The sequence below is a fragment of the Streptomyces griseus subsp. griseus genome, from assembly GCF_000720255.1.
Classification (GTDB): domain Bacteria; phylum Actinomycetota; class Actinomycetes; order Streptomycetales; family Streptomycetaceae; genus Streptomyces; species Streptomyces griseus_I.
Genome location: NZ_JOJE01000077.1, coordinates 1 through 12,048, shown reverse-complemented (window position 1 = coordinate 12,048; position 12,048 = coordinate 1). Strand labels below are relative to the sequence as shown.

Below are 12,048 nucleotides of genomic sequence, written 5' to 3'. Positions count from 1 at the left end.
GTCCGGGGTCACGCCGTAGCCGTCGGCGGCGGGCGGGGCGGGGTCGGCCGGGTGGGCGGGCGGGGTGAGGTCAGTCAAGGCGTCCCCCCGAGGTGAGGATCAGCGTGGAGCTGGCGATGGTTTCGACGATCGCGTAGACGGTGTACTCGCGGCTCGCCCGGGCGGTCTGGACGATCCGCTCATAGGTGGCGGGGGCCAGGTCAGGTCGCAGGTCCCGGTAACGCTGGTCGTCCTGGAAGAAGACCTCCCGGACGTCGGCGATCCGGCGGTCGCCGCTGAGGCAGCGGAGAAGCTCCATCCGGATGTATTCCTTGCGGGCCGGGGCTTCGAGTGCGTAACGGCCGAGAGCGAGCCGGTCGAAACCGAAGACGGTGTTCAGCCGGTCGGTCCCGAGCTGGGTCTCGACGGCCAGGAGCAGGGCCTGAAGGAGGGTTTCGGGGCCTTGGTTCCCGGCCGGTCCGCCGGTGCGCGGGTCGGTGACCAGGTCCCCGTCGTCGAGCGCGAGGCCGTGGCCAAGGCTGGGCGCGCCCGTTGGTCGGGCCGGCGGCACGCCGGAGAGGCCGGGGTAGAGGGCGGCGAGGGCGCCCGGGTCGGTCAACACACCGGGGTCTACCGGCACAACGGGGTTGGGGACAAGGTTGGGGTCGGGCGGGGGGCCTGGGGCGCTCATTCAGACCGCCTCCAGCGTCTGCTGGCCGGGATCGGAGATCTTCCAGGTGCTGCCCGGGCCGGTGCCGCTCACAGTGAGACCGTTCGCGGTGGCGAGCAGGACGGACTGATCGCCGACGGCGAGCTTCACGGTGACACCCACCGGCACGGTGGGCAGGGTGAGGCACGGCTTCGGGGCCCCGGAGGCGGGGACGACGGCGGTACAGGGCTTGATCATGCCGGGCACGGGAGTGGCGGCGTTTCCGAAGGTGAAACCCGCCTCCGCGCCCGTGAGCAGCACTGCCTGACCGGTCACGGTGAGTTGCTGGCTGCCGGGGCCGGTCAGCCTGCAGGTACCGCCGTGCGAGCACTCGATGACTGCGCCTTCGACGAGGACGAGAGGCATCAGCGGATCGCCACCTTTCCCTTTTCGAGTGTGAGGCTGGCGCCGCCCGCGTTGACGGCTGCGCTGTCCGCGGTGACGCTCAGCGTGGAGTGACCGACGGTGACGGTCGCTTTGTCTTTGTCGACGGTCACGGACGTCTGGCCGGCCGAGACCGTGACCGTGGCGCCGCTCGCCGCTGTGAGATTGATGTTGCCGAGCGGGTCGATACGCACCTGGGTGCCCGAGGCGTGGGAGAGGAGGAACTCCTCCGCGGCACCCTCGGAGGGCCGGTCGCCGACGGCCGAGCAGGCCGTAGTGCCGACCACCATCTTCAGCCCGACCGCCTCTACCACCCGGCGGCCGTCCGCCGCGGTCAGGTCGTTGGTGCCCTTTCCCACCGGACGTGGATCCGGCCCGGGCGAGACCCTGGTGGGCAGGCAGAGCCACCAGTCGCCGGACTTGGAGGCGGGGCGTTCCATGGCCGGCTCGTTGGTCCACAGGAACCCGGCGACCACGGAATCCTCGCGGGAGGCGCGGACGCTGTTCAGCAGCGCGCGCATGCCCGGGTAGACGGGGACAGACAAGCCGGTCCGGTGCCAGGCGAAGGGGGCGGCCAGCGGTTTGTCATGGAGTACGGGGCCGCTGTCGGCCACTGCGAGGTCTACGCTCGGCGCGACGGCACCCGGGGCTTCGCCCTGCCCGTACCCGAGCTCGGCCATCCGCTGATCGGGCGTGGCGGTGGTGATCCGTCCGACATCGACGGAGGGTGAGATGGTGCGGGCGTCGCGGATCCGCTCGGAGATCGCCTCGGCGATCGCGGCCGGGCTGCCTCGCCGAGCCGCCTCGGTGTTCCTGCGGTTGGCGGTGTCACCACCGGGAGCGGCACCGGGGCCTGCCCGCGTGAAGGCGGCGGCCCGGCCCGCGCACACGTAACCGCCTTGAGAGGTGAGGGCGTTGGCTCGGGGTGAGAAGGAGTGGGTGAGCTCGATGATTCGGTAGCCCCGGAGCGGGTTCTGGTAGCCGTCCACGCTCGCTGCGACGAGCTGGCCAGCCCGCAGCTCCGGCACTCCGAGGACGGTGAAGTCGAAGGCGCCCACCGAGACGTCGTCGGGCAGGTCGCGCGCGATCCGAAGGGTGGCCGCAGTGCCGGCCTGGATCGGCTTGAAGGCTGCCAGCTGGGCGATGGTCCCGGTCTCGGGCACGATCAGCGCGTCCTCGCTAGCGAGCGCCGCGAGTGCGGAGGATGGGTCGGGCGGTACCGACAGGCCCGGGCCGGTGGGCGGGTGGGTGACCGCGGTACCGAACTGCACGGTGCCGTCCTGTACCAGGAGTTCGGCACCGTACTGCCTGGCCAGGGTCTTTAGCAGCTCGAAGTCATTGGGGCCGTCCAGGTTGATGTCCCGTGGTTGCCCGGCCGGGGTGGCGCCGTCAGCGAGCGTGCCGCCGCTGCGCTCGACGATCGCCTTGGCCGCCGCGGCTGGCGTGGTGTCCCGCGCGGCGTAGTGTGCGAGACCGGTCTTCCCGCCTGCGCCGCCGGGCAGGGCGGGAGTGCCGCCGCCGAGAGGGCTCCCGCCGCCCGCGCCCGTGGCGGCGATCAGACGGAACGCGGCCTCCTCGTAACCGGTCAGGCAGACACCCAGCGGCGGGAACTGCTCGGAGACGCCCAGTCCGGTTACCCGGCCCGTCAGCACGGCCTGACGTGAGGTGGGCGCGTCCAGATAGCCGAGGGTGATCTCCACCTCGGCGGTGCCGTTCGCGTCGCCGCGGCCGCCGAGCGCGCCCGCCAATGCCCGGTGGGCGGCCAGCGGAAGGGCCGCCAGCTCGATAGTGAACTTGTCGACCCGGCCGAGGGCGTATTGCACCGTGATCTCGGCGTCGCTCAGGATCTGGCCGGAGGCCACGTCGTTGGACACGGTGAGGTTCAGCTTCGGGAAGGCCACCTGGTACCAGAGGATCACACCCATCGCTGCGCCACTCCAATCACGATCTCGCTGCCGTAGTGGCCGCGTCCGTTGAGGTTGCCCCGGGCCACTCGGGCAGTCACCAGGCGGATGGCCAGCCGGCCCGCGGTGTGGACGAGTTGCGGCTCGACGACGAGCTTGCGCAGGAACTCTGTCCGCTGCCTGTCCGCGCCGTGCCGGACCGCCCGGAGCACGAGGTACCCGGGCGGCGCCGCAGGCCGGGCCGACGGGGCGGGCGCTGCAAGGTCGTACAGCGTTTCCGGCGGGTCGGTGTCGGGGGCGTCCAGTTCGGCGTACAGGCCGAAGTCGTAGGCGGTGGGGCCGATCAGGCAGCCGAACGCTTGCGGGAGGCCCTCGTCCGGTTCCACCGGCAGTCGGTGGAACACAAGGGCCGGGGCTGTCGGGGTGGCGGGGGTGGTCATAGCACGCCTCCCAGCTGGCGGCGGACGGGCACCATGCTGCTCACGCTGGGTGCGGCGGCGATTCCGCTTGCGAGCGCCAGGTCGAGGGCCTCGCCGAGGACGGCGGTCAGGCTGGAGCGCGGGACCTGTTCCAGGGTGATGCTGACGTCGATGGCGTCGCGCTTCTGGTTGGACTGGACGAACCGCAGGCCAGTGATCTGCATGTCGAGGCTGATCGTCATCCCGCAGACCACGGGGAGGCCGGCCAGGTTCATCAGTGGCGCGGTGGCGGGTGCCAGGGCGCGCGAGGTGAGCGCCAGCGCCTCCAAGCCCTTCTTGACCAGCAGCCTGGAACGGCCGACCAGGACCGCCTCCACGGTGATGGTCCGGGTGGTCGGGGAGACCAGCTGCGCAAGCCGGCTGCCGGCGATCCGGGCCACCTGGTAGCCCTCGTTGACGGTCAGACTGGTGACCGTCAGCAGAGGTACCGGGCCGATCAGCACGGGAACGTTCACTCCTGCGACCATGTCGGGCCTACCTCTCCGGCTTCCTCATGACGCGGCGAGGCTGCTTCGGCGCCTCCACGGCCGGGAGATCCTCGGCCTCGACAAACTCGGCCGGCAACGCCTCAATATCCTGGGCGGGCTCCACCTCAACCCGAACCCGGGCGGGCTCCACCTCAACCCGGACCTTGGCCGGCGGCACCCCCACACCGGCCGCCGGCCGGGCACCGGCCGGGGCGACCGTAGTCGCTGGCCGGCGGCCCCTGACCGTGTCCCGGATCCAGGTCTGGATACTCTCCGTCAGCTCCGCGTCGCGGGCCTGCCAACGCGCGATGTCCGCCGGGTCGACGTAGTAGTTCGAGGCGTACCGCCATTCCCGCCAACTGAGCGCCCCCTTGGACGCATTGGCGGCAGCGTCCATCGGTTTGAGGTTGTCCGGTCGGACCGCGAGGACGTTTTGCTCGGTGGTGGTCAGCAGCTCGAAGCCTTCCATCTTCGTCATGCGCTCCAGCGAGACAACGTGGTCGACCTGCACGCGCCCGGAGGTCGCACGCAGCCGGCCGATCCGGTCGACCTTGCCCGCGGCGACCCTGGCCCGCTCCGCGGACGCGTTGAAGACCTGCCGCATGCGCACGACCGGGTCGACCCGGGCTGCCTCGGCGAGCCGTCCGGCCTCCCGCAGTCTGCGCTGTGCCCGGGAGATGTCGCCTTCGCTGGCCAGTCGTCGCACACCAGACCGGTCGGTGCTGAACGCGTCCTCCAGATGAGCGAGGTCCTTGCGGAGCTCGGCGATGCGGAGGGTGTCCCGTGTCCCGGACGGTGTCTTCGGCCCGGCGCGCAGCTCGGCGAGAATGTTCTCCCGCTCCGTACGCAGGTGCTCCAGGAACTGGCTCGCGTCCACGAGCTCCTTCTCGGCCCTGAGCTGCTTCAGGGTCGGCGGACGCCAAGCCCTCATCTCAGCGGTGATCTCGTTGAAGACGGCCTCCGATCGCTCCGCGGCGAGCCGGTCGATATACCGCAGCACCCTGGCCTCGTCCATGCCCTGCCGCTCGCCCAGGGCGACGATTTTCTTCACCTGCTTGAACGCCGTCGTGATGGCGGCGCGCTCGGCGCGGCTCAGCTTCGTCACATCGCCGAGCAGTTCGAGCATCCTCGCCTCGCTACGCAGCTTCGTAACGGTGGCCACACCCTTCTTGACGGCGTAGTACATCGCCTTTATAGGACCGGTCGGGTCGATCAGGAAGCCTCCGTGGAGGCGGCCGGCGAACTCGCCCACCACCCGGCTGAGACCCTGCTCCGCCGCCGCGTGCGCCTTGAGCACAGCCCGGAGTTTCGGCTCCAGCCCCTCGACCTCGTCGATCTTCGTGATCAGCGCCTGGTAGCGAGCCGCCGCCGTCTCGGCGTCTGCGGCCCTGGCGGCGTCGAGCAGCGGCCTGCGCAGGGCGAAGAGACCTTTGGCGGAGCCCTTCAGCAGCTGGGCCGTGGTCGTCCCGACCTCCACGACCGTGGCGGCAACGGCGATGACGACCCAGAACAGCGACGGCTCGTTCCTGATGAACGACAGGTCGTACTCCGCAGACTCGTACCGGTACTGGGTGATCGCGTCCATCGCCTGGTAGACGCTGAGGCCTGTGCCCGCCACCAGGGCAGCAGCGGCGACCCAGCCGCCGACCGGCACCAGCGCCGCGAGGAACAAGGCGATGGCGGCGACGGCGATGCTCGAGAAAAGGTGGGCCAACCCGACCGCCGCGATGTGGTCGTCGATGATCCAGTCATAGATCGTCTCGCGTTCCACTTCCTGGGCGCGCTTGGCCGCCTTCACCAGTGCCTCCTGGCTGAAGACGCGCTCGGGGTCGTCCGCGAGTTCTCCCCGGACTGTGGCCGATTGGCCCTGTAGGCCGTCGGCAACGCCGAGCAGGTACGTCCGGACGGTGTCCGTGTCGACACCGATGAGCCTCTCGAGATCGGTGCCCCGGCCCATCCGATCGGGGTCGACGAGCAGATCGTGTCCCGAGGCCTCCACCACTGACTGGCCGGCCCGAGTACTCAACGCCTCAGCCTCGGCCTGGTTAACCCCCTGCTCCGGAACGAAGTCGCCTAGTTCCGGGTTGAACGTGGTCCTCGACCTCAGGGTCGAGGCCGCCGCGAAGTCGGCGCACGCAGAGGAGGTCGCGATGGCAGCCACCATGTGCTCGACGTAGCCGGGGGTGCACAGCTTCGTCCGCTCCTCGTGCAGCTGGTGGTCGACGTGGCCGAGGAGGTCGAGCCCAAGCCTGACCGCTGCCGCCCGGAACTGCAGCCGGTAGGCCTCCACCGCGGCGGCGAACGCCTCTTCATCGGCGAACCCGTGCCGGGCGAGGGCCTCCTTGAAGCGCTTCCTGGTCTCCGCCAGCTCGATAGAGGTGTCCTCGTCGTGTTCATCGCCGCGCCGGTTCTCCAGTAGCTGCACGGCCCGCCAGAGCTTGTACAGCTCCTCGCAGCCGAAGAGTGAGGCAGCCGCCTCCTCTGTCCTGAGCACCTCGGCCTCACGGAGGCGTTGGTCCTGCAGGTACCGGTCGATCGAGGCGTCCATCGCGGCCCAGTTCGTCGTCTCCCCGGTGACCTTGGCCAGATAGTCGGCGCGCTGCTCCGGCGTCATCGTGGCGAGCTTGCGCCCTAGCTGCACGGCCGACCGGAGGCCTTCGACGGTCATCGGCCGGTCGCCCGCGAAGAGGACGCTCCGGATGTCCTCGGGCAGGGCCGAGAGCTCCCGGCGTAGCGTGTGCTCTTCCACGACGTCGGCGCGCGCACCGCGCCAGCGAGCCCGCCGGTCAGCGTCCTCGGGGCCGGTGCCGAGTTTGGTCCCCGGCGGCAGACCGCTTTCCCGCCAGAACCGTTCGTCCGTCTCCGCGTTGATCTGCTCCTGCTCGGCCGGGGACAACGCCTCCACCGCGGACTGGGTGGCGTCCGTGACGGTCAGTTCGACGAAGCCGCGATCATCGGCTTCCTGCTGGGAGACCGACCGGCCCTCCGGGCTCCCCCAGCGCCACCAGACCATCCACCGGTCGACCTCCTGCTCGCTGCCCGCCCGGTAGTACTGGCGCACGAACTCGCGCAGCAGCTCGGTCGGGGCCATCGCCTGCTTGACCACCACCTTGAACGTCAGGCGAGCAGGCCCGCCCGCCGGGCGGGCTGTAGCCGAATGCTTCGCCGGGGGGCCGCCGCGGCCAGCGATCTGGTTCCGCCGTGCAGGGCGGGACGGCACATGCGCGGTGAGCCGCCTGGCACCACCCGTCCCGGGCCGGAGGAGCACAGGCCGGAAGGCCACGGGCTGTCCAACGGGCCGGGCCTGATCGGTCTTGCCCGGCGTGTCCACCGGGTTTGCCAGCGCCGATTCCGAGACCGAAAAGGCAAGAAGCGACCCCCCGCCCTCGGCAGCCGCCGTGTCCACCGGTACGGCAGGCACCTGAATCGGAGTGATCGTGGGGCCACCCGCGCCCAGGCCGGCCAGCGCTCGGTCGACCGCTGTCAGCAGAATGCTCTCCAGCTCGCCAGCCAGCTCCGCCGACGGCTGCACCGGGCCGATCTCGAAGGCCACCGACTGCGGCGGGTGCGGCCGGATCCGCCACATCTCGCCATTGGCGGCCTCGCGAAGACGGACAGCGAGCGCCTCCTCGACCGCCTGGCCGAGCTGGGCCAGGCCTGCCGCTGACGGTCTGCCGGTCACGGTCACGGTGATCGGGAACTCGCATTCGCTCCGGGACATGTGCTCAGATCTCCTTCGTCCTGCGCTCGCCTCAACTCAGCGCCTGGTAGAGGGCATCCCAGATGGTGGCGGCGATGTCGTCCCCGCCCTCCCGACCACCGTCCCCGGCAAGCACCACGTAGATCGGGAAGACGCAGTGCATCTCGGTGCCGGAGCGGCCAGCGACCGCCGCCTCCGGTCCGGGCGCCGGGACGCCCCGCTCGTCCGCGCATCCCTCGATGGGCGCGGGCCACCCGGCGGCCTGGGTGCCGTCCGGTTCGGGCTCGGGGCCCGGGGGCCATTCCGACATCGGAACCTCCTTCGGCCGTTCTGCGGCCGCATCAGGCAGGTCGGAGCCGTCACGCCGGGACGGCTTGCAGGCAGATGCAGTTGAACGTGGTGGTCGGCACGCCGTCGATCACGATGGTGCTGGCCACAGAGGTGATGTAGCAGTCGTTGAAGGCGACGCTCTTGAACGTCCAGTCACTCCCCTTCGCCTGCTGCACCCCGATGCTGAACCCGCTACTGGACAGCGCCAGTCCGGTGAGCGTCGCCACCACCGTGCCGATAGCCTTGACCGCCATGGTGAAGGTGAACGCCTGCGGCTGGACGATGTGCGCGACGTTGTCCGCCTCCAGCGAGTGCAACGGCTGGACCGGCACGTTGAAGGTCGGATTGAACGAGTCGATCGGCGTCACCGGACTACCATTCATCATCACCGTCAGCCGGGTGTCCCATTTCAGGGCGTCGGGCATGGTCTTCACTCCCTCTCTCGTCCGGTTCGCTCAGCCCCTAAGGACGAGGTCGATCTTCAGCCGGTGGATGGCCCCCGCGTAGACGACCTGGACAGCGAGGTCCACGGACCGGAGCGCCCTGGCGGTACTGATCTCCTTTACCTCCTCCGGTTTGAGGTCGGCCAGGTCCTTGTCCAGCAGGGTCAGCAACGGGGTGACGATGCTGAAACCGTCGATGACCTGCCGCGCCGCCAGTGGTGCCAGCACCGACTGCACGATCGTCTCGACGGAGCGCAGGCCGACCCGCGAGATCCGCACGTTGCCGATCGACTCGATCAGCGCGGCCTTGATCCGGAAATTGATGTCGTCGAGCACCCGGACAATGTCGATGTACGGCTTGCCCTGGCTCCCGTCCGACGTGTAGCCCTCACCGAGGTAGAGCGCCTGGCCGGGCAGCAGCACCGGCTTGGTGATCCAGTTGACGCCCACCTTGTTGAAGGCGTCGATCTCGGTGTCGGAGAACACCTCGGTCATCGCGATGCTGATCGGCTTGAGCAGCAGGGAGATGTGGGGCTGGTAGCCAGAGATGACTCCGGCCAGCGCGGCCGCGACGTCGTCGTCCGACCGATGGGCAATCAGCACCATCCGTTCGTTGATCACCGGCGAGACGACAAGGGTCGTGAGACTGCTCGTCTGCACCGAGCGGTCGAGCATGGCCACTCCGATCCGCTCCTTGCCGTCGCCGAGGTCGGCCGTCACGTGCGAGGTCAGCAGGGCGACGGTGCCCGAGGTGGTCGAGTTGAGCGGCGTGTTAGCCAGCACCACGATCTGGACGTTGAGCTTGTCGACCTTGTCCAGGCCGTCGCCCCAGATGGGGGTGGTGTAGTCCACCGGGACCCCCCAGACCACTGTCGGCGGCGGGCTCTGGGCGAACGCGGTACGGACTGCGCGCAGCAGGTCGCTGTCGCTCTCCTGGGTGACCTTCGTGCCGATGGGATAGTCGGCGCCGAGCTTGCCGTCCAGGGTGAGGGAGAAGCTGGTCGGGGCCTCCCCGTTCCCGGTCACAGAGTCGACGTTGGTCACCCTGTGGACCTCCGACCCGGTGTCGGAAGTGAGCCGCACCAGCAGGGGCACCGGAACGGACACGGCCGTGGTGACGGTATCCCTCCCCTTGGCCGCAGCGGCCGTCAGCGCCGTCCCGCCGAGGGCCTTCAGGTGGTCCCCGGCCGTGACGGGCGAGGTGAAGGGCTGGGGGTCGGAGGCCGGCGTGCCGAACCCGCCCTTGCCGACGATGGCGATGTCGCCGAATGCCCGCTGCGCGGGCGCGAACAGCTCGCTGCTGGGGCTGACCTCAATGTACTTGACCGGCATCGACCGCTCCTTACGTGATGCGGTGACGACACGCCGGGCCATACTGATCCCTGGTGTCTGCCCGAGGGCGTGCCGACTCGGGAGATGGTTCGGCTTACGGGCGCGGAGTTGGTCTCGACTCAGCTGATGGCCTCTCAGGAGTTGGTCTCGAACGCCGTCACGAACCCGTCGGTGGCCAGGAGGTCGTTCACCCGCTGCCGCATGCCGGTGGGGTCAAGGTCCGGGAGCGCCGATGCCGGGAAAACCGCCAGCCACGCGCCGGCGGCCAGCAAGACCCCGCCGTCGTACACGTCGGGACACGGGCGGGTCTCGTCCAGCGCCTGACGGCTCTGGACGAGACGGCGCATCACGCCGACGAGGTCATCCAGACCGGGGAAGATCAGGACCGAGACGCGCAGCCGGTAGATACGGCCGGGCGCGGACGGGTCGTAGGGCGGCGGGTTCGCGAAGTGCAGCCGGTACAGCCGGGGGAACTCCGCCTGGAGCTCTTGGTAGTCGGCGACCTTGGAGCGGCGCATCAGTTCCGCAAGGTCAAGGAAGGAAAACCGGGCGACGAACTCCTCCGGGGAGAGTCCGGTGAGGTCCTCGGAGGCGAGGGAGTCCAGGGCGCCCTCGGTGAGCGCGACCCTCGCAGTGACCTCGGTGTCCAGTGCTACGTCGATCCACAGTGGTGGCCCCACTCCCGGGATTTCGACGACGGCCCGCGCCTGCGCGATGTCGGGCAGCAGCTTCTCCCAGCTCCCACGCACCGCCACCGGCGCCTTTACTGGTGCCTGGAAGCGGGTCGAGACGATGCGGACCTTGTCCAGGACCCGCACTTCAAGCGTGTTCGGCTGGTACACCGAAGCCAGTAAGGACTTCAGCCGGTTCTTCTCCGGATCGTCGGGGGGGACCAGCAACGAGTGGACCCGCGCCGGGTCGAGATACTGGATCATCAGCTGGTCGGAGAAACCGTCCATGTCGTTTCCCGCGTGCACCGCTCATCAGAATTTTGTCAGGGGGAACCGTGCCGGGGCGAGGGCGGGACAGAGCTGGGTCCGGGTCGGGCCTCGGATGTAACGCTTCCCGTGTGGTCCGGAGGGCACAAACGGGCGACGCTTCCGGACCGGATGCCTTGCTTTTTCCCAGCCTACGCCGCACCGTCGCCTGCGTCTTTCGGGGCGGCCGGGGGCTCGGGTCCGGGTACGGGCGACATCGTCATCGGCTGGCTCGGTGATCGGCCCAGCCGCCCCGCGCCAGTTCGCCCTGCCAGCCGGGGCGGAGGGCCAGGACGCCGAGTGACCGACGGCGCCGGGTGTGGTCCGCCCCATAAGGGTGGACCACACCCGCAGCTGGCAGCGCAGGATCTCCTGGAACCGCTGGTGAAGGCCATCCTGGCGTTACAGGGGGAAGTAGTACAACACCGCCGACCAGGCTGGGAGATCGTGTGGCACGAGCCGCCACTGACAGTCCGTCCGGTTCTGGTAGAGCAGCGCGTTCATGACCTCGCGCAGATCGCAGGCACCCGGGTCCCCAGTCGCCGACCGCGACACCCGCTCCTACTTCCAGGCAGTGACCAGCGGCTCGATCAAGGTCCACTGCCCGTCGGGCGAGTCCGTCGAGTACGGCATCCGTCCCATACGCGACCCGACATGTACACGACATGCGAGTCAGCCCCAAGTCACCAGCGGCGCTTGCGGATCGGACATGGGCACTCCCCCCTCGCTCGGGGGGCGGGATGCCGTCCATGGCACCGCGCGCACGCGGAGCCGCAAAACGGGGCAGCAGGCGGGATTCTTCCTCGCCTTCCCCGGGCGGCGGGCCAATATACTCGGACGGCTGCGCGGCATCCTTCTGCGGCTCCTGTGGAATCGCAAGCAATTCCACAGCCTCCTCATCATGAGCCCGAAGACCCGTTATCTGGAGGTGCTGGCATCGCGAGGCACGTTTGGTCGGGAGTAGATGGGGTGATCATGTTGTCCGGTCTGATGCTGCTGCGCGGACTGTTGAGGACATGTGGTCTTCGCCCGGCGTGGCCGCACGCCCGCGTTACTGTTCGAGCCGAGGGATCATGATGGCCACCGTGTCCTCATCGCGTTCGGCTGCCCGGCGCTGCGGGAGCTGCACACTCGAGGTGACCCTCTGTAGCTGCTCGCCACTCTCCGGCGGACGGGTCTGGCCTATTGGGCCGCCTCACAGGCGGCAGCATGTCGATGCCGCGATGCGTGAGCTGATCGAGGCCCGGTTGAGCTTGTTCCGCTTTGACGGACACCATCGGTGTGGTGGTCAGGCTGCGAGTGCGGTCTCGTATTCGGCGGGACTGCGGTAGCCGAGGCTGCTGT

12 protein-coding genes are annotated in these 12,048 nt (G+C 69.4%); 1 reads left to right on the top strand and 11 read right to left on the bottom strand.

Annotated elements, in window-relative coordinates; all coding sequences use genetic code 11:
* Positions 1–70: 70 nt before the first annotated feature.
* From IG99_RS42340 to IG99_RS51180, 11 genes are all read right to left on the bottom strand, one after another.
* Positions 71–670 carry a hypothetical protein gene (locus tag IG99_RS42340; RefSeq protein ID WP_158973371.1) on the bottom strand — a complete coding sequence of 200 codons (600 nt, stop codon included), beginning with the start codon at positions 668–670 and terminating at the stop codon, positions 71–73.
* A complete protein-coding gene (locus tag IG99_RS42335; RefSeq protein WP_037684196.1) occupies positions 671–1,054 on the bottom strand; it encodes a hypothetical protein in 384 nt (127 codons plus the stop codon).
* Positions 1,054–2,997: a hypothetical protein gene (locus IG99_RS42330; protein WP_037684192.1), complete on the bottom strand. Its 1,944-nt coding sequence runs from the start codon at positions 2,995–2,997 to the stop codon at positions 1,054–1,056. Before IG99_RS42330 ends, IG99_RS42335 begins: the two co-directional genes overlap by 1 nt.
* Positions 2,988–3,416 carry a hypothetical protein gene (locus IG99_RS42325; protein ID WP_037684191.1) on the bottom strand — a complete coding sequence of 143 codons (429 nt, stop codon included), beginning with the start codon at positions 3,414–3,416 and terminating at the stop codon, positions 2,988–2,990. The genes IG99_RS42330 and IG99_RS42325 overlap by 10 nt, the downstream gene beginning before the upstream one ends.
* Complete coding sequence (locus tag IG99_RS42320; protein ID WP_037684189.1) at positions 3,413–3,922, bottom strand: hypothetical protein; 510 nt, start codon at positions 3,920–3,922, stop codon at positions 3,413–3,415. Before IG99_RS42320 ends, IG99_RS42325 begins: the two co-directional genes overlap by 4 nt.
* Before the next feature lie 7 nt (positions 3,923–3,929).
* On the bottom strand, positions 3,930–7,643 hold the full coding sequence (locus IG99_RS42315; RefSeq protein WP_037684186.1) for a hypothetical protein: 3,714 nt from the start codon (positions 7,641–7,643) through the stop codon (positions 3,930–3,932).
* A 31-nt stretch (positions 7,644–7,674) separates the two neighbouring features.
* Positions 7,675–7,932 carry a hypothetical protein gene (locus tag IG99_RS42310; RefSeq protein WP_037684184.1) on the bottom strand — a complete coding sequence of 86 codons (258 nt, stop codon included), beginning with the start codon at positions 7,930–7,932 and terminating at the stop codon, positions 7,675–7,677.
* 49 nt (positions 7,933–7,981) lie between these two features.
* Positions 7,982–8,377 carry a hypothetical protein gene (locus IG99_RS42305; protein ID WP_037684201.1) on the bottom strand — a complete coding sequence of 132 codons (396 nt, stop codon included), beginning with the start codon at positions 8,375–8,377 and terminating at the stop codon, positions 7,982–7,984.
* A 30-nt stretch (positions 8,378–8,407) separates the two neighbouring features.
* Positions 8,408–9,727 (bottom strand): hypothetical protein, encoded by a 1,320-nt coding sequence (locus tag IG99_RS42300; RefSeq protein WP_051866598.1) that lies wholly within the window; start codon positions 9,725–9,727, stop codon positions 8,408–8,410.
* Positions 9,728–9,861: 134 nt separating this feature from the next.
* Positions 9,862–10,686 (bottom strand): hypothetical protein, encoded by an 825-nt coding sequence (locus IG99_RS42295; RefSeq protein WP_037684181.1) that lies wholly within the window; start codon positions 10,684–10,686, stop codon positions 9,862–9,864.
* A gap of 420 nt (positions 10,687–11,106) precedes the next feature.
* On the bottom strand, positions 11,107–11,208 hold the full coding sequence (locus IG99_RS51180; RefSeq protein ID WP_234312158.1) for a transposase: 102 nt from the start codon (positions 11,206–11,208) through the stop codon (positions 11,107–11,109).
* Here IG99_RS51180 and IG99_RS51175 point away from each other — a divergent pair.
* Positions 11,207–11,668 (top strand): hypothetical protein, encoded by a 462-nt coding sequence (locus tag IG99_RS51175; protein WP_234312159.1) that lies wholly within the window; start codon positions 11,207–11,209, stop codon positions 11,666–11,668. The two genes, IG99_RS51180 and IG99_RS51175, sit on opposite strands and share 2 nt — an antisense overlap.
* Positions 11,669–12,048: the final 380 nt, after the last annotated feature.